We start from the raw sequence: 25,781 nt of genomic DNA, 5'->3' as shown, positions 1-25,781 counted from the left end.
TTTTTTTGTATGTTTTCGAAAAGAATATGTTGTAACGCGTCAGGATTTGTTACCATATGAGAGCTATTCTGTGGTATCCTTATATGTTATGACGTAAATGAACGGTTTCCTGGGGATGCTACAAGAGATGTTGAAAGTTACGTGAACCAGAATATATGTATTGAAAATTAAGGAGATAACATGACATTTAATGATTTGAAACTTATACCAGAGATATTAAAGGCTCTAAGCAATGAGAACTATACTGCACCGACACCTATACAGGAACAATCGATTCCAGCTGTATTAGAAGGTAAAGATTTACTTGGTTGCGCTCAGACGGGGACAGGGAAGACAGCTGCATTTTCTTTACCCATTATCCAACTATTAAGCGCACAGAAGATTAAACCTAGTACGATACGTCGTATTCGTTCATTGATTCTGACACCGACAAGAGAACTTGCGCTTCAGATTTCGGACAATATTCAAGCGTATAGTAAATTCACCGATTTGCGTTGTACGGCTATCGTTGGCGGTGTATCCCAAAAAGTACAAGAGCGAGCGCTAAATAATGGTGCGGATATCATTATCGCAACGCCAGGCAGACTTATCGATCTAATGAATCAGAAACGTATTGATTTGCAATATGTTCAAATATTGGTACTTGATGAAGCTGACCGTATGCTCGATATGGGCTTTATACATGATGTGAAGAGAATCATCACCAAGATGCCGAGTAAAAAACAGACGCTATTCTTCTCAGCAACGATGCCGCCAGAAATAACTAAATTGGTCAAAACGTTACTGGTTAATCCAGTGAAAGTAGAAATCACTCCAGTTTCTTCCACGGTAGATAGAATAACGCAATCTGTGTACTTGGTAGACAAGGCAAATAAACAGAAACAATTGAACCATCTGTTGCAAGATAAATCTATTGTTTCCGCACTTGTGTTTACTCGTACCAAACATGGCGCTGATCGTGTAGTACGTGAACTAGAAAAAGTGAAAGTATCCGCACAGGCCATTCATGGTAATAAATCGCAGAATGCACGCCAACTTGCGTTGAGTAATTTCAGAAGTGGTGTAACGCGTGTGCTGGTAGCTACGGATATCGCGGCACGAGGTATTGATATTGATGAACTTTCACATGTAATCAACTTCAATCTTCCGAATATTCCAGAAACTTACGTTCATCGAATCGGTCGTACGGGTAGAGCTGGATTAAGTGGGGTTGCGATTTCTTTCTGTGAGATTGAAGAGATGCCGTATCTTAAAGATATTGAGAAATTGATCGGAAAGACTATTCCTGAAGTAAAAGATAATCCATTTCCGATGTTAATAACGACTGAGCCTGCCAAGGCACCTGCGTCTTCGAAAGCAGCTGCTTCGAAACCGGCCAAGCCTAAGGCAAACCCTAGACTCAAGCCTAAGTCCGAGTGGTTTACAAAAGGGAGTAAATCGAGTAGTAACACAAGTAGTAATTCGGGTAGTAGACCGAGTAGTAAACCAAGTAGATAACCTTATGTTCCTGTTTAGCTTTGAAAGTGTAGAGCAATAATAGACACGTATAGACACGGATAAGGTATAATTATGATATAGATTTAATATAGAAGGGGATTGGATCATTTGAATAATGAAGAAATAGTTATTGAAGAAGTAATGAATGAAGAATTTGTAGAGTTAGCTCCAACGGTTGATGAATTGAAAAAGGCAGCGAATGGTGCAGCGAATTGGGAAGAACGTGTACGTGCTGTTGAAGAGTTAGGGAAATTGAACGATAAACAAGCAATTGGTATCTTAACACGCATCATGGCTAACGATTCTGTCTATAAAGTGCAAGAGGCTGCTTTCCATGCGCTAAAAGAATGTGGCGAAGACGTTGAGTTACCGCAAAGAAAAGCGGGCGAATTGTTTAAAGGTGTAAATAAAATTCTTCTAAGAGTTAAGAAGAGTTTACCTGTAGGTCATACATTTGAAGAATTCAAAGAGAAGTTGAAAAAAATGCGAGTTGATGTGTACAATACGTACGAAGGTGATAAGGGCGCTGACTTTGATAAGTGGCTTGAAGGCATCTGGGCATCTACACCAAAGAAATAAAGAATAGATCTATAGATTAGAAAAATAATCCCCTTCAAGTTAGCCGTTATACTTACTGCTAACTTGAAGGGGATTTGTTATAGAAAATATATATATTTGAACATTGTTCCATATTCAGATCTTGCAACAATAATCACTATGTGTAAAAATAAGAATTAGCACTCTACACATCGAAGTGCTAATTGTTTGAATAAGCGATTTCAAGTAAAAACTTACAGCATGTATTTTTAACTAGAAGACAACTCTATTTGTTCATATTGAAAGGGGAACTATTATTCATGGCTAAGCAAGAATTTAAAGCAGAATCGAAAAGATTACTAGAAATGATGATTAACTCCATCTACACGCAAAGAGAAATCTTTCTGAGAGAACTTATTTCTAATGCCAGTGATGCGATCGATAAAATGTACTATAAAGCATTAGTTGATGAGGAAATCGTATTTAACAAGGAAGATTACTTCATTAAGGTGACAGCGGATAAGGCCAATAGAACGCTTACGATCTCTGATACCGGTATGGGGATGACGCAAGAAGAGCTTGAGAACAACCTGGGTGTGATCGCGAAGAGTGGTTCATTAGCATTCAAGAAAGATAATGAAGCGAAAGACGGCCACAATATCATTGGTCAATTTGGTGTTGGATTCTATTCAGCCTTTATGGTAGCTGACGTGGTTACTGTAATCAGTAAAGCATTAGGGAGTGATGAGGCTTTCAAATGGGAGTCTGAAGGCGCGGATGGTTACACCATTGTGCCATGTGAGAAAGATACTGTAGGAACTGAGATTATTTTGACAATCAAAGAAAATACCGAAGATGATCAATATGACGAGTATCTTGAAGAATACCGCTTGAAATCAATCATTAAGAAATACTCGGATTTCATTAAATTCCCGATTAAGATGGATGCTAAAGGACAACGTCCTATAGAAGGCAGCGAGGATGAATTAGAGGAAGTTATTGAAGAAGAAACAATCAATAGCATGGTTCCGATCTGGCGTAAAAATAAGAATGAGCTTACAGTCGAAGATTATGACAACTTTTACGCTGAGAAACGTTACGGATTCGATAAGCCTATCAAACATATTCATATTAGTGCTGATGGTGCTGTAGTTTATAATGCTATTCTATTCATTCCGGAGAATACACCTTTTGACTATTACACCAAAGAGTATGAAAAAGGCTTAGAACTGTATTCCAATGGTGTGTTGATTATGGACAAGTGTTCCGACTTACTACCTGACTTTTTCAGCTTTGTTAAAGGAATGGTGGATTCAGAAGATTTATCTCTGAACATTTCACGCGAAATGCTTCAACATGATCGTCAATTAACGTTAATTGCGAAGAATATTAAGAATAAGATTAAGAGCCAATTGCAAAGCCTCTTGAAGGATGAGCGCGAGAAATATGAACAATTCTTTAATTCCTTCGGTAGACAGTTGAAATTCGGAGTATACAATGAGTACGGTATGAATAAGGATTTGCTACAAGACTTATTGATGTTCCACTCTTCCAAAGAGAAAAAATTGGTTACCTTGGATGAATACGTAGCTAGAATGCCTGAAGATCAGAAGTACATCTATTATGCATCTGGTGATTCCATGGAAAGAATTGATAGACTGCCACAAACAGAGATTGTAACAGATAAGGGCTATGAAATTCTGTACTTCACAGATGATATCGATGAATTCGCGATCAAGATGATCATGAGTTATAAAGAGAAAGAATTCAGATCTGTATCAAGCGGTGATTTGGGTATTGAGGCTGATGAGAATGACAAGCCTACGGAAGCAGAAGAGAACGATAATAAGGAACTCTTTGAAGCGATGAAGGGCGTCCTAACGGATAAAGTGACTAACGTGAAAGCGTCGAAGAGACTTAAATCCCATCCGGTATGTCTGTCTTCTGAAGGCGAGCTAACCATTGAAATGGAAAAAATATTAATGGGAATGGCTAACGGTCAAGATGCCAAAGCTGATAAGGTATTGGAAATCAACGTCAATCATGAAGTGTTTCAATCATTAAGAGATGCCTATGCTAATGATAAAGATAAACTAAGTTTGTATACGAACCTTCTATACAACCAAGCGTTGTTGATCGAAGGATTGCAGGTTATTGACCCTGTACAATTCACAAATGATATCTGTAAAATAATGAAATAATTCAGTGATTCTCAATAGTAATCGTTGAGGATCGAAAATAACCCGTTCTGGTGTATACCAGAGCGGGTTATTTAGTGCTCGGTATTTTGAATAGTTAACCAGTGCTGTAGTTTATATCTTCACTGACCATAGATGTCAGTGAAGGTCCATTATAGTAGATATATGTTCACTATATTGAAGTGCTGGAGGAGAAGTGTATGTTTGTAATAATAGAAGATTTTGTTGCAGAGTGGATTAGGGAGGCAGAAATCACTGAACGTGTGCTTAAGGTATTAACGGATGAATCGCTATTGCAGGTGATTGCTTCTGACTACCGAACATTAGGAGAGATTGCCTGGCACCTTGTGGAGTCGGTAAACTATATGACTGCCATGGGATTGTCTTTTGAATCTCCCACGAAAAGTGAAAATACACCTCTTACGGCGAAGTCCATAGTCGATGAGTATAGTCGTATCAGTGGGGGCATGCTCCAGGCCGTAAAGACACAGTGGACGGATGCGAGACTTACAAAGACGATGGATATGGGTGGAGAGGAATGGACGAACGGTGCGTCACTCCGTTTCGTGATTACACATCAAGCACATCATCGAGGACAGATGACAGTTCTTATGCGGCAGGCTGGGTTACGTGTACCCGATGTATACGGTCCAACACGAGAGGATTGGATTGAGAGAGGAATGGACCCCCTTCAATAGAAAGATTGCATATATCGAGTCAGATCCATACAATGGGTATAATTCGAACTAATGTGCAGGAAGGAGTCAGTAAATACGATGTCGAAAGCGGATAATATGCTATCTATTTTATGGTTGTTGAAGTCAGGTAAGCAAAGAACTGCTCAACAGCTTGCGGATGAATTAGAGGTTCATATTCGAACAGTATACCGATGCATTGATTCTCTTTGTGCAAGTGGGGTACCCATTATCGCTGACTCGGGACATTATGGTGGATACCGGATATTAGAGAACTTTTCAGAAGCGCCTTTAATGTTTGATATGGACGAGCAAAAAGCGCTCATTCACGCTTCTACTTTTGCGAAAGAGGCGGGTTATCCGTTTGTAGAAACGTTGAACCGTGCAATTGATAAATTAAAGTTCTATACAAATGATGAACAATTGGAGCACATGGAACGACACTCAGATGGATTATCCGTCATTCATCCTCCAATCGATGTGTTCCAACAATCGATTCTTCAACAATTAGAGGTATCTGTTGCCCATAGCCGTACATTGGAAATGCAATACATGAGTGGGAAAGAAAAGATATCCCACATACGGAGTATCGATCCTTATGGAATCATATTTTGGAAAGGTCATTGGTACGTCGTTGGGTACTGTCATAAACGGCAAGAACCGCGTAGCTTTCGCGTTGATCGTATCCAATCATTAGAACTGTCCGAGCATTACTTTCAGAGACCTGAGGATTTCTCGGCCCGCGACTTTCTGATGAATAACCTGCTTCCCAATTCGCTCAAAGCAGAATCAGTTATAACTGTAAAGATTCAGGGATATGAGCGAGCACTTAACGATTTATGCCAACATTGGTTATTTGGACATGCGCTCGTAGAGCGTTCCCCAACAGTTGCAGAATTCAAATTAGGCATAGAATCCCTCCTGACGTACGTGCCATATTTTCTACTCCCTTATGGTAAGTCGATTACCATTATTGAGCCTGATGTGCTACTGAAGAAGATGGTTGAAGTGACTTCGGGGCTAGGGGAATACTATCGGGAAATGGACAGTAAGAGGAGACTAAAGCGATCATTCAATGTGGAAGACCATTGATTGCAGGCTTTGGAGAACAGATCAAGTTATGTCCTGTAGGTGGGAAAGGGCTCAATATATATAGATGACAAGATTAAATAAAATAATAGATTGAGGTAATCGAATGAATAACAACTCTGCGCAACAGTTGTGGGAACGATATTTGACACTCAACCCTAATGCGCCTAACCATTATGACGCATGGAGATTTGGATACACGAAAGAATTAGCTGATGAACTATCGGAGTTAGTATTATCAGGCACAAAAACAGCGACATCATCAAATTATTCTTTGTATGAAATAGAGAATGAGCCTCTTCCATTTGTAGGGCAATATAATATTATCCTTGATGGTGAAGACATCGCGAAGTCCATTGTAGTTACTACATTTGTAGAAGTTGTTCCTTATGATGAAGTGAGTGCGGAACATGCTTTTCTCGAAGGTGAGGGGGATCGTTCATTGGCATACTGGCGTGATGTTCATGAAGCATTTTTCACGGAAGAACTTCAACAAATGAATCATAGTTTTAATTCGAAAATGCCTGTTGTTTGTCAACGATTTCAAATTGTGTATCGGTCTGATCAACCGTGAGAATCAATAAATACATTAGCGAGACGGGTTATTGTTCAAGGCGGGCAACGGATAGATTAATAGCATCCGGGAGGATTACAATCAATGATGTCATTTGTGAGCCAGGAGATGATGTCGTTGATGGGGATACAGTGCTAATCGATGGTCAACCCATACCAAATAGAGAAGAACCTGTGTATATTGCATTAAATAAGCCAATAGGAATTACTTGCACAGCAGCCCCACAAGTTAAAGGGAATATTATTGAGTTCGTTAACCATCCTTCTCGGATATTCGCTATTGGGAGATTGGATAAAGCTTCGGAAGGGTTAATCTTACTTACGAACGATGGTGATATTGTTAATAAAATGATGCGTTCAGAGCATGGTCATGAGAAAGAATATGTGGTGAACGTAGATAAACCAGTTACGGACCAATTCATTGAAGAGATGTCCAATGGGGTGGATATTCTTAATGTGACAACCAAACCCTGTAAAGTTTTTCAGATGAATGAGTGTGAGTTTCGAATTATTCTGACCCAAGGTCTCAATCTTCAAATACGCAGAATGTGCAAAGCTCTCGGATATAGAGTCTTAAGACTTGAACGTATTCGAATTATGAATATATCCCTTGAGGGTATAGAGCAAGGGCAATGGAGAGATCTAACGCAAGAAGAGTTGAAAATGCTTCACGAGCAGTTGGATTCAGAAAAATAATGAGTTCAATGATCTAATAAGTTAAAGTAGCTAACATCTTTTGTGATGTTAGCTGCTTTTTATGACGATTCAACCTAATTTTCGGATATCTTCTTTCCGTTTCTCTATATAATTTAACGCCTGTGCACAATTATTTGCACCTATTTTGTCGGTCAATAAGGCGATGAATTCAGCAGTTCCTACGTTTTCAGCGGGAACCGTAATACGACGGTTAGATCCGCTCACAATAAACCTTCCGCCATAGAAACGGGAAAAGGTTACGTCTTTTACTTCAGAGAAATCCATGCTTTGTTTCCCAAATAAAGAATGAACGCGAATCTCAGTTGCGCTTACAAATGTTTTGTTAAAGGCGAAAGATAATGTGAAATATCCCAAAAATAATATTCCGAACACCATGAGATAAATAAAAGAATTGCCAATTTCAGAACTATAATATCCACTTGCAATTTCGATAAGCAGGACACTTAAAACGAGAAGGAACCCTATAAATACAACCCCTACGATAACACGGCTTTTCTGGAGAACGATTTCACCCGTCTTGTTTCTTTTAGCAGGCAGTAAAGACTTTCCTACGATAAATTGGACTAGCTTTCTTTCTAAACGCATTTTTCACACTCCCATATATTCAATAAGTTTATACTTGCTTCTGTTGTTATCGGAATAATGGTTGTGAATAATTAGGCGTTTATGTAAACGGAGAAATTGATTCCTTTTCGAATTAAGGATGATTGGTCAGTGAGATTGGGGATTTTCGACGCAAGCTGCTAGAAGGGAATATAGAGAGGCTTGTAGAAGTTGTATAGAAGATCATCGACAATGCTATTAAATACGGTGATGGAGGAAGTTTAGAATTTTTGGTGGAGGTGGATTGCACAGTGGTAGGAATATATATCGTGAATATTAATACAGCAATAGATCCTTCCTTAATCAATAGAATGCTACCCTATTTATCGATAGATAGACAGAACAAAGTAGCTAAGTTTAGAATGTTTGACGATGTTCATAGGTCGGTCATTGCCGAATTATTAATAAGATCACTCATCATCGATCAACTAGATATTGCTAATCGTGATATTAAATTTGGTGAAAATACATACCACAAACCCTATTTACAATCTCATACTAATTTTGAGTTTAATCTAACCCATTCAGGTGAATGGGTTGCATGCGCGATAGATCATCATAGCGTTGGGATAGACATAGAACACATGGTAAATAGTAATTTGGACATTGCAAAACGGTTTTTTACACCAAGAGAATATGAGGATTTAATAAAGAGCGACGTCTCAGAGCAACGGAATTATTTCTATAAACTGTGGACGCTAAAGGAAAGTTATATTAAGGCGGTAGGTAAGGGGTTATATATTCCTTTGGATTCTTTCTCAATGGATATTAATGATAGGAATGAAGTTACAATGGATAAAGAGGAGAATGATATTCCATATTTCTTTCACACACGTCAAGTGAATTCAGATTATATGCTTTCAGTGTGTAGTATGACGAATCATTGCTCTATACCAACTATAATTCATGAAGAAGAACTCATAAACTCATTTCTTGTATCTTAAATGAAAGCGGCCCATAGGTTTTCCATATGAATAACAAACGGCAAGCACTCCCTACATGACGCTGGGAGTGCTTGCTGTTTCGGGTAGTGCATGGATTGAATATGTCTATTTCATTGTAATTGAGATTTTGTCTTCTAGTTGTACCCAATCGACCTTTGCACCGAGCGTTTCACTAATGAAACGAAGCGGGAGGTAGGAAGTACCGTTTACACCGAAAGGAGTATTTTGAAGTTGAATTGCTTTATTATTGACAGTTACTTCGCCTGATTTGTAATTAATACTTATCGTAAGCGGAGGCATCCCTACATTAGAGCGTTTAATGGTTACGACTTTACTCATTTCCTCAAAGGTAATCGCAGCCCCTAGTTTTTCAAATACGGAACGAAGCGGAATGAAGGCTTGCGAATTCCGAATCATAACACCATTATTTAAAGCCACAGATTCTCCATTTAAATGAACTGAAATAGGTTTTTGTACCGGAACTGGAGTGCTATGCATAAACTCGTAGTCTCCGTAACCTAGTTGTGCGTCCTTATTGACACCCCAACCCCAAAGTGAGCCGTCATTTTTTTGCATGATGATAGAGCGGTAGCCTTGCTTGATTAGATTTACATCAGACGTAAGTAACGTGAAGTTCGCATTCCCAGGTAATGATGTACCCTCAATGGACGTTTCATAGACATTCCCTGATTCGGTCAGGACGACCAAAGATCGCTCCACGATATAAGCATCCCTCACGTCTTTGATATTGTTCAATAATACTGGAACTTTCCCTTCATGATACGTTGTCCCGTCGGAGGATCCAGTTATCGTTACTCCCCAGAACCACAGGCGGGATTGATCATCAATAGCAATATTAGAGTTACCATTGGATTTTATTTTCTTAATGTTACGTAATTCACTTATTACGGTCGGAGTTGTATCGAGAGGAATTGCATCCTCGCTAAATTGTCTTGTCCATGGCCATTTCCATACGGTTCCATCCTTCTTCAGTGCGAAGTTGTTGTCAATTGCAGTAATATCATTGAGAGATGGGATGCGTTCAAAAGATTGTAATGCATTTTTATCTTTCCAGACTGTACCATCATTCTTCAGAAATACTGAACGTAATTCCCCTTCTCGCTGGATGAATTCGTAATAACCACTTATATTCGTCACATTGTCTATTCCAGAAAGCTGAACAAATTGAGTAAGGTCCAGTGTGCCATCTGTATGGACTGCAGTGTAGACTTTTCCATCGGTATCAATGGCGAATAACTCATTTCCCAAGGGATGAAATGCACTAATGTTACTTAAGCCCTTGACCTCATGAATTTGAGTGCTTGATAACGATTGATTTCTTTCCAAATACCAGATAGAGCCATCTTTCTTCATAACGAAATTATTGCTAAATACAGTCTTTACATCTGTCATTCCGTGAAATTGCGTGGGAACGGATTGATTACCACCCCATACCCAATAGGTTCCATCGCTTTTAACTAGTGAGGTAGGTTCGAAGGATTGAATGTTAGAGGGTTTATCGGCTGCGGATGCAGAGATAGGTATGCTCGCTAGTAAAGTAAGACCTACGATAAAGCTAAGGAAAACATGCCACTTTTTCATATTATACTCCTCATTTTCTATTGGTTTCTAGAGCCTATACATCACTAGATGTATAGGCTCTAGAAGTTTAGACGTAAACAAATGGAGAAAAGTTGTGTATTAACCAAATTATACAAAAAAATATAAAGGTCAGGCCAGACTACCATCCGATTAAAGACGATAGTCTGGCCATTTTTCAGTAAATAAATCGATAATCAGCGATACTATACATATATAAGCTGTAAAGTAGAATGTTTTCTATATTTCAATATGTTCTTCGAACCAGCGTACGATATGTGTCAGACGTCTTACCCGTAGATGTGGATGTCCAGTCCGGGAAAGGTTATGGTCTGATCCAGGGAAACGTATGAATTGTGCTTCTTTACCCAGACGTTTAAGTGTGATGAACAGTTGCTCGCCTTGCTCAATTGGACAACGAAGGTCTTGTTCGCTGTGTAGTATCAAGAGGGGAGTGTCTACTTGTTCAACATACGCGATCGGTGAATGCTTCCATAACTTCTCAAGATCGTTCCATGGGTTACCCCATATTTGATCTTCGGTGAAATAGTAGCCGATGTCACTGACGCCATAAAAGGATATCCAGTTTGCGATAGAACGCTGAGTGACAGCCGCCTTGAATCGATGTGTGTGTCCAACAATCCAGTTGGTCATGAATCCGCCATAGCTACCACCCGTTACACCCAGACGTGATTCATCTACATATGAATAGGTGGATAGGACATAATCGGTAGCCTCCATCAAGTCTTGGTAATCACGTCCCCCGTAATCGCCTCGAACGGTATTTACATGTTCCTGACCATACCCGTGACCACCGCGAGGGTTGGTATAGAATACGGCATAACCAGCTGCCGCAAGAAGTTGGAATTCTTGCATGAAAGTATGACCATACATGGCTTGAGGACCACCATGGATTTCGAGAATGGCAGGAACCTTAGTACCTTCTTGAAATCCTATAGGTTTCATGATCCAGCCTTGAATGCTAATTCCATCGGACGCTGTAAATTGGAAAACCTCAGGTTTACTTAGCTCAATCTCATTCCATAAAGTTGCATTACAGTTCGTTAATCGTGTTTCCGCTTTAGTAGTAACATCGTATGTAAATAAATCTCCTGGATGAAGCATGTCAGCAGCTGCAATCACGAAATTACCTTCTCGAGTTAGAGCGAACTGGTAGACTTCTCGGTCACCACCAACGATGGTGTGATGCTCAGAACCATCTAGTGCGAAGCGAGCGATACTCACATTGCCATCTTTGCTAAATTGGATGAATACAGATTTCCCGTCGGAGCTGAAAGTAGGCGCGGTTGCAGCACCAGAACGCATGTCGCTGACACAGCAATGTCCTAGTTGAACATCCAACTGATTATGGATGATGCGGTTATCCCCTCCATGAACAGGGAATAAATAGATTCGAGTAAGGGTGGCAAATCCACAAGACAAATCATCTGCTAATGCTAGAATGGATTGTCCGTCTGGTGTATAAGTTATGCTCCCAATTGATAATTTCCCAGTAGATAACTGACGTCTGTGATCTCCAGTGTGATCAATGATATACAAGTCATCGGTTAATCTTAAATCGGGATCAGGTTGATTATCATCTTGAATAGTTGCTGTGAAAGTCACATGTTGTCCATCAGGAGACCATGCGAAGGATGCAACGTCGAACTCCCCAGAAGTAATTTGGATAGATTCGTTCTTGATGAACGAATAGTTAAATAGGTGAGATCTTCGTCCATTCCACAAACCACCACCATCAGCTTTATATTTCATGCGATTGATAATCGTTTCTTCAGGGAGTGTGGACTTCTCGAGTTTATCCAGTTCATCTTGTGTTTCTTTCTCGTTAGATACGGAGGTTTTAATTAATAGAGATTGTCCGTCAGGTGACCATTTGAATGTGCCAACGCCATGTTTGAAGTCAGTGACAGAAGCAGCCTCACCACCATGGGCAGGTATAGTCCATACTTGTCTTGCGTCTCCCTTTTTACGAAGGAATGCAAGTTTAGATCCATCCGGTGACCAAGCAGGACTAGAATCTTCTTCACCCGCAGTGAAGGGGATGTCGCCGGTTCCATCCGGATGAATTAAGCGGATATGAGATTGATACCCATCATGTTTCGCAGCAACAGATTTAAGGATGTAGGCAATGGTACCATTCAAAGGTGAGACGTCTGGATCGCTTACCCAGTGCATTTGGTGTAAATCTTCTGCAGTAATCGTTCTTGTGGTGCTCATGGTTATACCTCCTAGGGATGATGAAATGAATGATTAAGTCTCATTATCGCAAAGAGATGATGAAAAATCTATTCGATTTAAGGGTATCTTGCCATTGTGGAACTTGAATTCAATATAAATATTTCTTTTATCATGTATGAATACAAAGTCATGGGTCAGATGATGCTATAATAGAAGAGAGTATGAATTCACTTGTTGCATAAAGAAGAATATAGCATGTAATGAATATATCTAATTCGATAGTGAAATAAGTAACTCAACATACAGAAACAATGGAGTGATGATATGAGTAAAGCTAAGGGTGGAACAGGTAGAGGAACGGGTAGTAAAGGATGGACGCGATGGAATAAGACGGATAAAAAACAAATAGTGAAAAAAAATTACGGAGCTATTCGAGCTGCGGCTAAAGAAGCAGAGGCAAGAAAGAATAATAACAATAATAAAGGTGATTCTACTGTTAAAAAGAAGAATACGCCAGATGATTTCTAAATTCATAACGCGTATCATGTGGAAATCCCCTTGAAGAAAATAACTCTTCAAGGGGATTTTTTTAATGTATTTAAGCGAGTGTATCGTGTCTGATTAGTAATATTGTAGCACTCATATTAGACTGTCTCTTTCAAGAGATGACAATTCCTTTACTCTGCGGTTACAATCTATCAAATTCCAACTCTTCTATCTATGATATGGTTGCTATACAGAATCTACTATAGATAGGAGTTATCACTAGTGTCTTTAAGGAAATCACCGCTATTATTGCTATGTATGTTACTTATTGGTTTGTGTATAGTGAACACAGTCGAGGCATCAGATGCACCTATATTAAAGCTTAGTATTAACGATGGAGTAAGTGATATTGAAGCGGTATCGATGAATGATACATTTTATGTTCCTTTGAGAGAATTATCAGATGGGCTACATTTAAGGATGTCGGGGACGATACATATTCTCACGGTTACAGGATCAGAATCTTCATTAACCATCTATCAAAAAGATCATAAGATTGTAATGTCAGATGGAAGAGCAGAGACTATTCAGTTGTTCAAGCGTAATGGTCAACTAATGGTTCCTCTCCGAGTAGTATCTAGCTATTTCGGATATACTATCTCGTATGAATCACAAGCAAATTTACTTAGAATACAGGACAGAACGGCTACACTCAGTGATGCGCACTTTATAACGAAGTTCACAGAAGATTTGATGCCGAAAAAAATCATAGAGAAACCGACGGTTAAACCAACAGTACCTCAGGGGAAAGTCGTATATTTAACCTTTGATGACGGACCGACTGCGATGACAGGACAGTTACTTGATATTTTGAAAAATAATGGGGTCAAGGCAACCTTCTTTATGTTAGGCAACAATGTTCAGAAATATCCGAGTGCAGTCAAGCGAACACTATCCGAGGGTCATGCGCTAGGTTTGCACGGTGTTACACATGTACAAGAAAAGTTCTATAAATCTCCAAGCGCCGCACTAGCTGAAATGGACAAAGACAATCAATACATTGAGAAAATTACAGGGGTTAGGTCTACACTCATTCGTCCGCCGTATGGAAGTAAACCGTATTTCACACAATCTTTCAGGAATAAAGTTCTTGGGCAGGGGTATCATTTATGGGACTGGAATGTAGATTCGTTAGACTGGAAATATAAAGAGGCCACTGCTTCGATATATAATACTGTCATGAATCAGGTTCATAAATTAGAGAAGCATAAGACGACACCTATCATTCTTATGCATGATCAGAAGTCGACTTTGAAGGCTCTTCCAAAGATTATTGCGTCCCTTAAGAAGGAAGGATATTCATTCGAGATTATTACTGAAGGGATGACGCCTGTTAACTTTTGGGAAGATCGACGATAATTCCGAATATGAACACAACTTAAGCTGAACATGCTTGAGTTGTGTTTTTTTATCGTGAAGTAACATGATGAACAAAGCTTGGTTAAATGCTATGTGCTTGCAGAACTTAAGGATACGAAGTATAATGGTTCTCTTTTCAAATGAAAATATGAGGTGTCTATGTGCAACAAACGATTGGTATGCGAAATATCAAAACAGCAATAGCTATTCTTGTATGTCTGATTATTGCTAACTTTCTGCAATTACAGTATCCATTCTACGCTGCCATTGCGACTATGATCTCGATGGAAAATTCAGTGACTAACTCTTTCGCAGCGGGAAAGTATCGCGTGATGGGTACCTTTGTAGGTGCGGGTGCGGGATTAGCTTTCGCCTCTATTCAACCTGAGAATGTATGGTTATGCGCTCTTGGTACCATTGTGGTGATTTATATATGTAATCTGGTAAAGTGGAATAAGTCCATTCCCATTGCTATCATTGTATTTCTGGCCATTATGTTGAATTTACAAGGAGACTCTCCGTTTCACTATAGTATTAATCGGATCATTGATACGCTGATTGGTGTCGGTGTAGCCGTTATGGTGAATTATTTGGTGTTCCCTCCCAAGTATGAGATTAACATTCGTAAAGCGCGTAGATTGTTAGCCAAAGAAATGGTGTATATTTTGGATCAACTGATGGCTAAGAAAGAGTTCAATCTAAAGAAACTAAGGGCTCAATTGAAGAAGCTAGAGAAGTATCTAGATATCTCTAAGGAAGAATTTCATTTGATCAAAGATGGGGATGATTCATTAGAGAACATCATCGATGAATTCGAATCTTATAAGTTGATCTATGAACATTTGAAAATGATTCAAAAATTAGATGGAGAACAAAACCTGAGTGTAGACAACATGTTGAGATTAGGGAATCAGCACTGTGATGTAACTGGAGATGAACATGAGCTTCAAAGAGGTGCACAATTTATGATTTATAACTATCATATTGATCGTGTTCTTAACGAACTGGAAAGTATGGGGCTTCCGCTTCCATATGGAGCTAAGAAAGAAACGCTCGAACAGGACTAAGGATTCAATTACTTTGCAAACTATACAGCTATTAAATGGAGGGTTTATCATGGCAAAGGGTTTATTTGCTCAAGGCGTTACGGTATTGTTGTCAGAATCGGTTTCTATTCATAAGATTAAGGAAGCTCTGGAACAGAAATACGACGTAATGAACGTAAATAAGTCATCAGAGAAATGGGAGTTCAGTGGGCCGAGTTGTATGATTGCGTATCGCCCAGAAGTACACGGATTCATAACGATAGATATCATTGATCGGTCATGGCCAGACCATATGGGGGACCCGAAAGAAGAACCTATGCTGTTCGGGGCTTGGACTATGGGGCATTTCGGTCCGCATACATATCCGGGAAATCTAGAACGGGCATCTCTACAGGCTTGGGAGTTCCCTGATGCAAAGGCGACTATCGATTCGCATGTCGCATGTATCCGTATTCGAGTAACGTATGCTGCGGGTCGTGTAGATGAGGAAGCACCAATTCTACCAGAGGACTATGATTCCTTCCCAGAATTACTTCAGGTAACGGCTATAGCAAGAGAGTTACTTCGTCTACCCGAGGCGATCTGCTACTTTAATCCAGGTGGTGAAACCCTGGCATCTGACGACTTGATCGATGAATTGTTAGAAAGATATGAAGAGACGAATCTTGCACCAATGGAATTGTGGTCGAATATCCGTATGTTTAATTTACCGCAAGAAAATTGGTTGTTGATGGATACAGTGGGTATGCAACAGTTGGATGTGCAAGACCAAGAGATCGTATTTGACCGGAACTTATACGATCCTAACGAAGCAGCAGACTTTCTCCGTAACATTGCAAATTACTTGATGCAAAATGGTCCAGTCATCGAAGATGGTGATACGATTGATGGAATTGGAGGAGTGAACTGGCAGGTGTCTATTAGTGATGATGGACTTTCTCAGCCACCCAGAGAAGTACTCCATTGGTCCGCGCTTGATGGTAAGGAGAGACCGGAAGGGCTATTGCAACAATAGCGTAAGGAGAATGTTTTAATACAGAGATACTAATGAGTGGCTGCCCAGTTAGGGCGGCCTTTTCGCGTTAAAGAAGACGTTTATAAGTATTTTTTATTAACTATTAAAAATTTTAAATATAACCTTCGTAAGGGTTGGTACGCATGTCATTATAGGGAATTTGAACATTTATATGATATTGATAATCATTATCATATAAGATAGCATAGGTTCTTGACAGTAATGAAATTAGTCGTAATAACCTAGAGGAGCGTGTTTAGCAATGTCAGTAATACACATAAGAGATCGACAAGATATGTTAGAAATAAGTTTTGAAGATATTTGCAAATATCATGGAGGCGTTGCACTTATGGCTGTTGCTGTAGGTTTTCGAAGCTTACAGGTAGCCTTCGAAGAGTTGTTCGGTAACGAGATTCCTGAGCGTAAGAGCATTTCGATATTCTCTGGGCATGGTGGACCGGGATTCCGTGACGCATTCGAATATGTGACTCGAGCAGTTACACGAGGCGCTTATCATGTAGACACTGCTTATCCGGTAGGACAATATGATCCATTCCGACCTCAATCCTACGCATTTGTTATTTCTTCGGAAGCAGGAGCTTCTGTAGAGATCACTCTGAATGATCATTTTCTACCTATGGCATTTTATGAATATTTGAAAAAGGGACGGGAAGAAACCATGACAGAGGCTGATATCAACATATTTAAGGTACTTAAGCAATCCTTAGCAGAAGAGGCGTTAGCAACGCCATTGGAAGAACTCTTCACCATTAGGAGGATCCAATGACAATGACTTCGTCAGGGACACCGCATTTTGTAATCGTAGATTCAGGTAATTATTTCAGCACTCAGACCATACAAGAGACGAAGAAACGAGATGATTGCTTCGTGATCGACATGTATGACCTGCCGGAACGTGATCTGTCTCCATATGCTTGTATGGTCATTGATAATTTTGTGGACCAAGAGCTGTTATATCAGGAGCGTGAACAGATTTGGCAATTTCTGAATCAGGGAAAAGTACTCATCTTCAGTGGTCATATGTTTCTCCCATGGCTTCCTGGAGCATCGATGTTCGTCCCTAAGCTCATTCGTAGCCAACATGATTATGAAGTATCCATTGTTCAACAGCACCCCATATTTGACGGTGTTGATCCAGAAGAAATGACGTATACAAAAGGTGTTTCAGGATTCTTCGCAAGGGGGCATCATCCTCTTCCATCACAAGCAGAAGTCTTGTTATCTTTACCAGGGGGGGAACCCATTACCTACATTGACAGATATAGCACTCAGGGTACGATTCTCGTTCATTCCGGTAATAATCTATTTGCCTATAGCGGTCAGGGAAGCACAGTAGGACGCATCGGTAGTCAATTACAGAATTGGACTCGCGAGGAATATAGAGCTATCCAGGAAAGGACAAGAACGTTATGAGGAAGATTGCTGTTCTATATGGAGGGAATTCACATCAATTTCGTACGCTTTATGAGCCTAAGTATCATCGTTACTTGCATCAAATAATATATTTACCAGAACTTCCATTTACCTCTCTTGATGACATTGATGTTCTGCTTATTCCCTCTCAACTTCATCAACGGCTTGTTAGTGAATCACAACATATCATTGATAGCTTTACTGATCGAGGGGGAGTTGTGGCCGCTTTTGGAGCTCAACCGAATAACTGGATTCCTGGACACAACTGGGAATTTAGACCGACTAACTTCTGGTGGTGGCTTGATTCTAATGTGAGAAGTGGACTCGTTACAGAACGACTTGATCACGATTTCTTTTGCTATCTAACGCTTAAAGACGCTACTTGGCATTATCACGGTGTGTTCTACCCTCCCTCAGGAGCGGAAATACTCATCGGTCTCGAAGGCGGTGGGGCAATTCTGTATGTGGATAAAGTGACCACGGCGGGTACTCTTATTATGACTACATTAGATCCAGAGTTTCATTATGGATCTTACTTCATGCCTGCAACGGAGCGGTTTCTAGATAAGTTCCTACCATGGCTTGCAGAAGGCGAACTATAAGACATATGGATGTTCTTAGAAAGATAATCAATGAAGGAGTGGACTTGATGTTAAACCGTATTAAATTCAGCCTACTAATGTTGTTCTGCATAGCAGTAATTATGACTGGTTGTTCAACAAATGAGAAGATTTCAGGGTCTACACAAGTAACATCAGAATTAGCAACAGCGAAGAATTCAGGAAAGGCTACATCCTTAACAACCGATTCTGTTGCCAGGATTCGAATGGCTTGGGGTAATAGTGGGTATCCTTCACCCTTTGCATTTAGCTCATCAGGCCCCGGTGGATTCCTTCGTAATTCCTTCCTATTTGATACCTTAACTTGGAAAGATGAGAATGGTGTCGTTCCATGGCTAGCGAAATCATGGAGTGTATCAGAGGATGGCCTTCAGTATACCTTTGACTTGGAGGAGAATGTGCTGTGGCATGACGGTAATCGACTCACTGCAGATGATGTAGTATTCAGTTTTGGATACTATCAAATGCATCCCTTCATGTGGACAGGGGACATCAGCCAGATCCAAACCGTAACGGCAATCGATGATCATAAAGTTAAGTTTACGTTGAATCAACCCTATGCTCCTTTTTTGAGTGATTTGGTTGGTATCGTTCCGATCATTCCTAAGCACGTATGGCAGAACGTGGATAGTCCGCTGGATTATCGAGATCCTTCTGCGCTTGTTGGTACAGGTCCCTACATATTGAAGGAGTACGATGAGAAGTCTGGCCAATATTTGTTTACTGCAAATGATCACTACTTCAAAGGAAAGGTCCTTGTGAAAGAAGTTGCCTATATGAATCCTGAGAATCAGCTTCTCGCCCTGCAAAAAGGGGAGGTTGATTCAGCTATGACATACAAGTATTCCGAAGTTCAACAATTAGAAAAAGAAGGATTCGATGTGTTGAAGAGCGCACCGACAGGTAGTGCAGTACGTGTAACGTTCAATCTCGATCATCCTCAATTGAAGGATAAGCGTCTGCGTCAGGCTTTGGCTTATGCGCTTGATCGAGCGGAAATGGCAGAGAAGATTACCGGAGGTGATCCGATCGTTGGTAACGCGGGTATTATTCCACCCGATTCCCCATGGTACAGCTCATCTGTGAAGCAATATGAATATAATGTTACAGAAGCTGAGCAAATTCTCGATGAATTAGGTTATAACAAGAATGCTAGTGGAGTACGTAATGGATTGAAGTTGAATGTGATGGTGTCTTCCAATTCACCGGAAGCACAGATAATGCAGGAAATGCTTAAGAAGGTAGGTGTTGTACTGAATATTCAGCAAGTAGATGCTGCGACATTCTCTACAGCGATGGGGGAGAACAAATATGATCTGGCTATTACCGGTCATATTGGATTAAGTGGAGATCCTGACTATTTACGACAATGGTTCCTAGGAGAGGCTAGCAATTCTTGGGCTGCCAGAGGGAAGCAGTTCGATCATGCAACATTCCAGCATCTTGCGTTAGAGCAAATGTCAGAGTTGGATACAGACAAGCGTAAAGAAATGATTGGAGAAATGCAGAACATCCTAGCAGAGGAACTACCAACACTCGTTCTATATCATCGTCCATTCTATTATGTGTTTAAATCTAGTGATTTCAATGGATGGTTTAATACATCCGGAGGTATAGCAGATGGTATTCCTCTATGGGATAACAAGGCAGCGCTGATCGATGAGGATAATTAGACAGTTAGCTACCTATGTTAGTGTATTAATCTTCGTTGTACTGCTTAACTTTTGGCTCCCTCGGCTTCTGCCGGGGGGACCCGTTGATTTCCTCACAGCTGGCGGAGATCAAGGAGCTATATTTGTCTCCGAAGTTCAGAAACAGGCTATGCTAGAGTACTATCATTTGAATAATACGTTATGGGTGCAATTTACACAGTATTTGAAGGGTTTATTAACGTTTGATTTCGGATTGTCGTTTACTTACAAATCCCCAGTCTATGACGTCATTACACTCCGATTACCCTGGACGTTACTTATTGTGGGCGTATCAACATTATTGTCCATAATCATTGGGTTGGCTCTAGGACTATTATCAGCCTGGAAGCATCAGGGAAGAAGTGATCGATTGACGTTTGTCACCATGCTGGCACTTAGTGCTGTACCTGAGTTCCTGCTTGGCATGATCCTACTTATCGTATTCTCGGTCAATATGGGAGTACTCCCGCTTAGTGGAGCAGAAACAGCGTTCAACGCGTCAGAGCATGTTATTGATCGTGTAATTGATGTCGCCAAGCATGCTGCTCTACCTATTATTACACTAACAGCAGGGAGTCTAGCAGGTCTTTACTTATTAATGCGTAATGAAGCGATACGAGTGATTCAAGAGCCTTTTATTGAATTTGCTACAGCGAAGGGTTTGGGAAATCGCGTAGTATTGCTTAGGCATGTTGCACGTAATTCAGCACTTCCGCTCGTAACCATTATTTTCATACGTATAGGAGGATTGTTGGCGGGTTCTGTACTTGTGGAGACAGTATTCTCTTATCCTGGGATTGGCAAATTATTGCAAGAGGCTATTCTCGCACGGGATTATCCCTTACTCCATGGACTTTTCTTAATGATGACCTTGAGCATATTATGCCTAAATATGTTAGCGGACCTCATTTATCCTCATCTGGATCCACGCATACGTGAAGCACATAAGGGGGACAAGTCATGAAATGGAGTAAAGTCGTAGGGGCAAGCACGCTTGCTCTATTTATGATAGTAGCCATATTAGGTCCATCAATGGCATCTTTCGATCCTTTTGCTCTAAGTGGTGAGCGTTTCATGGTACCATCTGACGAACATTGGCTTGGCACTAACATGCTCGGGCAGGATGTGTTCAGTGGACTTGTTCATGGAGCGCGCACAACTTTATTTGTAGGATTGTTTGTATCATTACTTAGTACAGCTTTAAGTGGAATCTTAGGTTTATTATCGGGCTACTTAAAGAAGCTTGATCTGATCCTCAACTCGCTTGCCAATATGTTGTTAGTCCTTCCTTCACTTTTGCTCATTCTGATTGTAGCTTCTTTTACAGGTGGAGGGATATGGCAACTGATCTTTACACTAAGTCTACTTACTTGGCCCGCCTATATGCGCTTAATTCGTGCGTCGGTATTTTCTTTGAAAGAACGAGAATTTGTGAAATCGGCCCAAATGTTCCAAGGAAGTACGTTATATATTTTACGTAAACATTTGCTTCCTTTCATATGGCCCTTACTTCGAACCAAATTCATCATGTCCTTTAGACAAGCTGTTGTCATGGAGGCGAGTCTTTCATTTATCGGAATTGGCGATCCGAATGTTCCTTCTTGGGGGAAGATGCTCCAGCAAGCCTTCGGAAGCGGTGAGACGTGGATGACAAATGTATGGCAGTGGACGGTACTTCCACCCGCGATAGGAATTGTATTAGTGACTGTGGGACTGGCATTGTTGGGAGAAAAGAATGATTCTCATAAGAAGGTCCTCAAGGCGTCAAGAAACAAGCTAAAGACAGACGTAACGATGATAGATTCTAAGTCGTCGGAATGGACTACAAGTGCCGCTATTGTGGGAGATCAATTGAGTGTAACGTATGGGGACCGACTTATCGTCCATCCAATGTCATTCACTGTACCTATAGGGAATGTTACTGCATTGATTGGGGAATCTGGATCGGGTAAAACCACACTAGCAAAAGCGCTATACGGCTTATTGTCGGAGGGTGCGGTACAGGGTGAAATCTATATGAATGGAAAACGTATGTATGGCGGTGAAGGAAAGGATCGCATGCAACGTTGGGTCGATGCGGCTTACATATTCCAAGATCCTAGAACTAGCTTCAATCCACTCCTAACGATCGGAAAGCAGTTTATAGAGGTCATACCTGGGAAACAATCACCTCACGATAAAAGAATACGAGCCGCTCATGCATTATATGAGGTGCAGCTTGATGAGCGGGTACTGGATAACTATCCACATCAATTGAGTGGTGGGATGTTAAGTAGAGCTTTGATTGCCTTAGCACTTATCAACAAGCCCAGTATCCTGATTGCAGATGAACCAACAGGTGCACTCGATCCGATTGTGAAGCGGGAAATCTTAGAGCTACTCGTGAGTAAAGTCAGAGAGTATGGCATGACCTTATTACTTATCACTCACGATATGCCAGCTGCGAGACATGTGGCCAATAACATCATGGTGCTTGAGAAAGGACAGCTTATTGATCATTTCATGAATGAAGACCTGCTTCAGAATAAGATTGATATGGATAACATGAGGGGCTCAGCTGAACAAAAATAATGGAGGATGTAAAATGCTGAACGTGCAGAATGTGACCAAACAATTTGGAAAGAGAAACCAGAAGATTACAGCTGTAAAGGACGTTACTTTAACGCTGCAGGAGAATGAAATATTTGCTCTAATTGGAGAAAGTGGGTCAGGGAAGTCGACTTTGGCAGAAATTATTGTTGGGTTGGACAGACCTACACATGGAGAAGTAAGATGGCAAGCCACTCAGAAAGTTCAACAAGATCAGGTTAAGCGAGTCCAGATGGTGTTTCAGAATCCCGATCGATCCCTTAATCCTTATTGGAAAGTTAAAGACCTTATTGCTGAGCCCCTTGTTCTAAATTGGCATTCGCGTTCCGAAGCGTATAAGCGCGTTGATGAGCTATTGGATAAGGTTCGGTTGCCCAAAGATTTACGTGAGCGTAGACCTTCCGAATGTTCTGGAGGTCAGAAGCAGCGCGTAGCGATTGCACGCGCACTTGCGCTCTCTCCAAGCTTACTTATCGCGGATGAAATCACGTCAGCGCTTGATCCCAAGACAGAGGAAGAAATATTGCAGTTGCTTCTCGCATTAAAACGAGAACAACGCATGTCCATTTTGTACATAACACATCGGCTGGATACCATTCTTGGGTTCGCCGATCGTGTAGTGGTGATGAAGGATGGGTCGGTGATTGAAGAAGGATATACAGATATTGTATTAAATCAACCAAAATCGGAATATACAAGGGCATTGCTGTCGGCGTGCTCTTATTCTTAATTAGCTACCGCTACGTGTGCACACATCTTCATTGATCCGAAGAGGTACTGGATAAGCCACCTTATCCAATGAAGAGAAATACGCTTGGACCTCATGGCAAAATGTCTGTTCCTCTGCACGAAGTTGTGTATTCTTCCGGATGACCAAACCGTTTGAACGTTTAATCTGGAGGGAGGATATAGGGAGAGCTACTAACTCGCCTGTATCCAATTCTTTCTTGACTACTTCATAAGGTAAGAATGATACACCTAAGCCCACCTTAATCGATTGTTTGATCATATTAAAAGTGCTCATCTGTAAGTAGCGTACCTTGATATGGTTGAGTTGCATCTGTTGCTTGATATATTGACAGATATATTTACTCTGTGGAATTAAGATCGTCTCGCGGTGTAAATCCCTAGTATATAGCAATTTTCTTCTAGCCCAAGGATGATCTGCAGGAACAATAAGAGGCAATTCTTCTTCAAAAAGAAAGGTAGCATCGTATTGAGCGTAAAGCTGATCGTCCTCAGGATAGATTGGAAGGAAAGCAAAATAGGCTTTTCCATCCACAAGCAAAGAACGTTGTAAATCCTCATAACAATAAGTATGAATTTCTAGTAATTGTTTGGGGAAAGATTGATGATATCTTGCCAGAATATCCGGTAAATAACACTCAGATATATAGCTGCTTATATAAATAGACAGTATCTGTTCATGTTGAAGTAGCGAATGTTGTACTTTAGTTGAAGCATCTTGCAAAAGACTGATGACTTGCTTGATGTGCTCCTGAACAATGAACCCTTGCTCCGTTAACTGTACCTTTCGATCTGAACGATGGAACAGAGAGGCTTGAAATTGTTTTTCCAGTTGCTGAATATGATTACTGATGGTTGGCTGTGAGCAGTAAAGTCTCTTAGCCGTCTCCACATAAGAGCCACATTCGGCTAGAACAAGGAAGGTTTTCATTCGCTCTATCGTTTTCAAATTCGTACACTCCAATCAAATCACTAATGATGTAAATACAAGGATGAAGGTTATTAGGGCCAGTAACAACTGATAATAATTATCATTATCATATCATAGTTTGTGTGCGGGTGGAATGAGGTCTAGATTTCAAAATGTAATCATTTTAAAGTGAAATGTTGACTATTTTCTGTTTTCCAATATTTCTATGTATGATTGTGCACTAGATAACTCAACCTAAGATGGTTAGTGTCCAATTCAAATGAAATAGAGGAGGCATTCATAATGCAGAATCAGAGTCAGCAAAGTCAAATGAATAATCAATCTTCAGGTATACAGAATATGAATCGTGGGGGACATGAGCTTTTAGATATGCATGAGGCATTGTCTTCAATAATTGGTATTCTAGATCAATTTGTGATCTACAGATCATTGGCTAAGGATAACGAACTTCAGGCTATTTTGAACCGTCAGTACAATTTTATTCTTTCACATTACAATTTGACAGTGGAGAGTTTCACGACTGGAAACAAGCCAAGTCATGATACTACGATGTATACGATGCCCGAAACAGTCAATCAAATTACCTACGGCCTTACTCCTAGTCAGCCCAAAAAACCAATTCAATCTGTAGCTGAAATTAAGGATGAACAGATTAGCGGATTTATGCTGGGAGCGCTTAAAACGAATGCATCGCTTCTGACTATGATAGCGGCTGAAGTGAATAATCCTGTAGTCCGTCGGGTTGTAGCTGCACAAGTAGAGAATTATACTGAAATGGCCTATGAAGTTTTCTTGTACCAGAACAAACATAGATACTATCAAGTAGCACAGTTAGACAATTCGGATGCTCAGCAAATGCTACATGCTTATGGTACAGCCTCAGCTCAGCCACAAATCCCTATCCAATAAAAAAGGCACCTAGGCAGGGATATTAAGAGTTACTATTGTTTGAGCATAAATACCTGTTGCTTCTTTGGTCAAGACCCCATTCAGTGTCTACTGATGGGGTCTTGACCATTTTTGTAGTGGTATTTTTTTATGTGAGTGACCATTAAATAAAACTATATTGTTATAGTAAAATTTGGTAATATTGAAATAAGGACATCCGATTTCATGTTCTTATTATTTGAGAAACACAATATATTAAAAGCG

General features: G+C 40.3%; 24 protein-coding genes. 20 read left to right on the top strand and 4 right to left on the bottom strand.

Going from position 1 to position 25,781, the window contains the following annotated elements; all coding sequences use genetic code 11:
- The first annotated feature begins 180 nt into the window (after positions 1–180).
- The 7 genes from PGLA_RS21585 to PGLA_RS21555 all read left to right on the top strand — a co-directional run bounded on the left by PGLA_RS21585 (position 181) and on the right by PGLA_RS21555 (position 7,285).
- A complete protein-coding gene (locus tag PGLA_RS21585; protein ID WP_068536951.1) occupies positions 181–1,497 on the top strand; it encodes a DEAD/DEAH box helicase in 1,317 nt (438 codons plus the stop codon).
- Positions 1,498–1,638: 141 nt separating this feature from the next.
- Positions 1,639–2,076: a HEAT repeat domain-containing protein gene (locus PGLA_RS21580; RefSeq protein ID WP_068537153.1), complete on the top strand. Its 438-nt coding sequence runs from the start codon at positions 1,639–1,641 to the stop codon at positions 2,074–2,076.
- Between the two features lie 278 nt (positions 2,077–2,354).
- A complete protein-coding gene (gene htpG / locus PGLA_RS21575) occupies positions 2,355–4,235 on the top strand; it encodes a molecular chaperone HtpG (RefSeq protein ID WP_068536948.1) in 1,881 nt (626 codons plus the stop codon).
- Between the two features lie 197 nt (positions 4,236–4,432).
- Positions 4,433–4,930: a DinB family protein gene (locus PGLA_RS21570; protein ID WP_068536945.1), complete on the top strand. Its 498-nt coding sequence runs from the start codon at positions 4,433–4,435 to the stop codon at positions 4,928–4,930.
- 78 nt (positions 4,931–5,008) lie between these two features.
- A complete protein-coding gene (locus PGLA_RS21565) occupies positions 5,009–6,019 on the top strand; it encodes a helix-turn-helix transcriptional regulator (protein ID WP_068536943.1) in 1,011 nt (336 codons plus the stop codon).
- A gap of 103 nt (positions 6,020–6,122) precedes the next feature.
- Positions 6,123–6,590 carry an ASCH domain-containing protein gene (locus PGLA_RS21560; protein WP_068536940.1) on the top strand — a complete coding sequence of 156 codons (468 nt, stop codon included), beginning with the start codon at positions 6,123–6,125 and terminating at the stop codon, positions 6,588–6,590.
- Complete coding sequence (locus PGLA_RS21555) at positions 6,587–7,285, top strand: pseudouridine synthase (RefSeq protein WP_068536934.1); 699 nt, start codon at positions 6,587–6,589, stop codon at positions 7,283–7,285. The genes PGLA_RS21560 and PGLA_RS21555 overlap by 4 nt, the downstream gene beginning before the upstream one ends.
- 69 nt (positions 7,286–7,354) lie before the next feature.
- Here the strand turns inward: PGLA_RS21555 and PGLA_RS21550 are convergent, their stop codons facing one another.
- Complete coding sequence (locus PGLA_RS21550) at positions 7,355–7,891, bottom strand: hypothetical protein (RefSeq protein WP_068536931.1); 537 nt, start codon at positions 7,889–7,891, stop codon at positions 7,355–7,357.
- Positions 7,892–8,160: 269 nt separating this feature from the next.
- On the opposite strand from PGLA_RS21550, the gene PGLA_RS21545 reads away from it, so the two are divergent.
- Positions 8,161–8,853, top strand: a complete 693-nt coding sequence (locus tag PGLA_RS21545) for a 4'-phosphopantetheinyl transferase family protein (RefSeq protein WP_084411391.1) — start codon at positions 8,161–8,163, stop codon at positions 8,851–8,853.
- A 105-nt stretch (positions 8,854–8,958) separates the two neighbouring features.
- On the opposite strand, the gene PGLA_RS21540 is transcribed toward PGLA_RS21545, so the two are convergent.
- Positions 8,959–10,455, bottom strand: a complete 1,497-nt coding sequence (locus PGLA_RS21540; protein ID WP_068536928.1) for a stalk domain-containing protein — start codon at positions 10,453–10,455, stop codon at positions 8,959–8,961.
- A 237-nt stretch (positions 10,456–10,692) separates the two neighbouring features.
- Positions 10,693–12,690 (bottom strand): S9 family peptidase, encoded by a 1,998-nt coding sequence (locus tag PGLA_RS21535; protein ID WP_068536925.1) that lies wholly within the window; start codon positions 12,688–12,690, stop codon positions 10,693–10,695.
- 285 nt (positions 12,691–12,975) lie between these two features.
- On the opposite strand from PGLA_RS21535, the gene PGLA_RS21530 reads away from it, so the two are divergent.
- The 11 genes from PGLA_RS21530 to PGLA_RS21480 all read left to right on the top strand — a co-directional run bounded on the left by PGLA_RS21530 (position 12,976) and on the right by PGLA_RS21480 (position 23,681).
- Complete coding sequence (locus PGLA_RS21530; RefSeq protein ID WP_068536924.1) at positions 12,976–13,179, top strand: DUF3934 family protein; 204 nt, start codon at positions 12,976–12,978, stop codon at positions 13,177–13,179.
- 240 nt (positions 13,180–13,419) lie between these two features.
- On the top strand, positions 13,420–14,556 hold the full coding sequence (locus tag PGLA_RS21525; RefSeq protein ID WP_084411389.1) for a polysaccharide deacetylase family protein: 1,137 nt from the start codon (positions 13,420–13,422) through the stop codon (positions 14,554–14,556).
- A 161-nt stretch (positions 14,557–14,717) separates the two neighbouring features.
- Complete coding sequence (locus PGLA_RS21520) at positions 14,718–15,623, top strand: FUSC family protein (protein WP_084411387.1); 906 nt, start codon at positions 14,718–14,720, stop codon at positions 15,621–15,623.
- 49 nt (positions 15,624–15,672) lie between these two features.
- A complete protein-coding gene (locus PGLA_RS21515; protein ID WP_068536921.1) occupies positions 15,673–16,617 on the top strand; it encodes a DUF4261 domain-containing protein in 945 nt (314 codons plus the stop codon).
- A 262-nt stretch (positions 16,618–16,879) separates the two neighbouring features.
- On the top strand, positions 16,880–17,404 hold the full coding sequence (locus tag PGLA_RS21510; protein ID WP_068536918.1) for a hypothetical protein: 525 nt from the start codon (positions 16,880–16,882) through the stop codon (positions 17,402–17,404).
- Entirely contained in the window at positions 17,401–18,051 is a 651-nt protein-coding gene (locus PGLA_RS21505; protein ID WP_245700218.1) for a phosphate starvation-inducible protein PhoH, read from the top strand. The genes PGLA_RS21510 and PGLA_RS21505 overlap by 4 nt, the downstream gene beginning before the upstream one ends.
- Complete coding sequence (locus tag PGLA_RS21500; RefSeq protein WP_068536913.1) at positions 18,048–18,653, top strand: hypothetical protein; 606 nt, start codon at positions 18,048–18,050, stop codon at positions 18,651–18,653. The genes PGLA_RS21505 and PGLA_RS21500 overlap by 4 nt, the downstream gene beginning before the upstream one ends.
- A 47-nt stretch (positions 18,654–18,700) precedes the next feature.
- Positions 18,701–20,344: an ABC transporter substrate-binding protein gene (locus PGLA_RS21495; protein WP_068536910.1), complete on the top strand. Its 1,644-nt coding sequence runs from the start codon at positions 18,701–18,703 to the stop codon at positions 20,342–20,344.
- A complete protein-coding gene (locus tag PGLA_RS21490) occupies positions 20,331–21,326 on the top strand; it encodes an ABC transporter permease (protein WP_068536907.1) in 996 nt (331 codons plus the stop codon). Before PGLA_RS21495 ends, PGLA_RS21490 begins: the two co-directional genes overlap by 14 nt.
- On the top strand, positions 21,323–22,933 hold the full coding sequence (locus tag PGLA_RS21485; RefSeq protein ID WP_068536900.1) for an ATP-binding cassette domain-containing protein: 1,611 nt from the start codon (positions 21,323–21,325) through the stop codon (positions 22,931–22,933). The genes PGLA_RS21490 and PGLA_RS21485 overlap by 4 nt, the downstream gene beginning before the upstream one ends.
- A gap of 13 nt (positions 22,934–22,946) precedes the next feature.
- On the top strand, positions 22,947–23,681 hold the full coding sequence (locus PGLA_RS21480; protein WP_068536894.1) for an ABC transporter ATP-binding protein: 735 nt from the start codon (positions 22,947–22,949) through the stop codon (positions 23,679–23,681).
- On the opposite strand, the gene PGLA_RS21475 is transcribed toward PGLA_RS21480, so the two are convergent.
- Positions 23,682–24,647: a LysR family transcriptional regulator gene (locus PGLA_RS21475; protein WP_068536891.1), complete on the bottom strand. Its 966-nt coding sequence runs from the start codon at positions 24,645–24,647 to the stop codon at positions 23,682–23,684.
- A 264-nt stretch (positions 24,648–24,911) separates the two neighbouring features.
- Between PGLA_RS21475 and PGLA_RS21470 the strand changes: the two genes are divergently transcribed.
- Positions 24,912–25,538 (top strand): spore coat protein, encoded by a 627-nt coding sequence (locus tag PGLA_RS21470; protein WP_068536884.1) that lies wholly within the window; start codon positions 24,912–24,914, stop codon positions 25,536–25,538.
- Positions 25,539–25,781: the final 243 nt, after the last annotated feature.

Origin of the sequence: Paenibacillus glacialis, assembly GCF_001637205.1 — a bacterium.
GTDB lineage: Bacteria > Bacillota > Bacilli > Paenibacillales > Paenibacillaceae > Paenibacillus_AQ > Paenibacillus_AQ glacialis.
Note: the sequence above shows the minus strand (reverse complement) of the source record. Positions and strands in the feature narration are given on the sequence as shown.

Coding starts and splice junctions, on each gene's coding strand:
- PGLA_RS21585 (WP_068536951.1), top strand. CDS start 181: ATGACATTTAATGATTTGAAACTTATACCAGAGATATTAAAGGCTCTA.
- PGLA_RS21580 (WP_068537153.1), top strand. CDS start 1,639: ATGAATGAAGAATTTGTAGAGTTAGCTCCAACGGTTGATGAATTGAAA.
- htpG (WP_068536948.1), top strand. CDS start 2,355: ATGGCTAAGCAAGAATTTAAAGCAGAATCGAAAAGATTACTAGAAATG.
- PGLA_RS21570 (WP_068536945.1), top strand. CDS start 4,433: ATGTTTGTAATAATAGAAGATTTTGTTGCAGAGTGGATTAGGGAGGCA.
- PGLA_RS21565 (WP_068536943.1), top strand. CDS start 5,009: ATGTCGAAAGCGGATAATATGCTATCTATTTTATGGTTGTTGAAGTCA.
- PGLA_RS21560 (WP_068536940.1), top strand. CDS start 6,123: ATGAATAACAACTCTGCGCAACAGTTGTGGGAACGATATTTGACACTC.
- PGLA_RS21550 (WP_068536931.1), bottom strand. CDS start 7,891: ATGCGTTTAGAAAGAAAGCTAGTCCAATTTATCGTAGGAAAGTCTTTA.
- PGLA_RS21540 (WP_068536928.1), bottom strand. CDS start 10,455: ATGAAAAAGTGGCATGTTTTCCTTAGCTTTATCGTAGGTCTTACTTTA.
- PGLA_RS21535 (WP_068536925.1), bottom strand. CDS start 12,690: ATGAGCACCACAAGAACGATTACTGCAGAAGATTTACACCAAATGCAC.
- PGLA_RS21530 (WP_068536924.1), top strand. CDS start 12,976: ATGAGTAAAGCTAAGGGTGGAACAGGTAGAGGAACGGGTAGTAAAGGA.
- PGLA_RS21515 (WP_068536921.1), top strand. CDS start 15,673: ATGGCAAAGGGTTTATTTGCTCAAGGCGTTACGGTATTGTTGTCAGAA.
- PGLA_RS21510 (WP_068536918.1), top strand. CDS start 16,880: ATGTCAGTAATACACATAAGAGATCGACAAGATATGTTAGAAATAAGT.
- PGLA_RS21505 (WP_245700218.1), top strand. CDS start 17,401: ATGACAATGACTTCGTCAGGGACACCGCATTTTGTAATCGTAGATTCA.
- PGLA_RS21500 (WP_068536913.1), top strand. CDS start 18,048: ATGAGGAAGATTGCTGTTCTATATGGAGGGAATTCACATCAATTTCGT.
- PGLA_RS21495 (WP_068536910.1), top strand. CDS start 18,701: ATGTTAAACCGTATTAAATTCAGCCTACTAATGTTGTTCTGCATAGCA.
- PGLA_RS21490 (WP_068536907.1), top strand. CDS start 20,331: ATGAGGATAATTAGACAGTTAGCTACCTATGTTAGTGTATTAATCTTC.
- PGLA_RS21485 (WP_068536900.1), top strand. CDS start 21,323: ATGAAATGGAGTAAAGTCGTAGGGGCAAGCACGCTTGCTCTATTTATG.
- PGLA_RS21480 (WP_068536894.1), top strand. CDS start 22,947: ATGCTGAACGTGCAGAATGTGACCAAACAATTTGGAAAGAGAAACCAG.
- PGLA_RS21470 (WP_068536884.1), top strand. CDS start 24,912: ATGCAGAATCAGAGTCAGCAAAGTCAAATGAATAATCAATCTTCAGGT.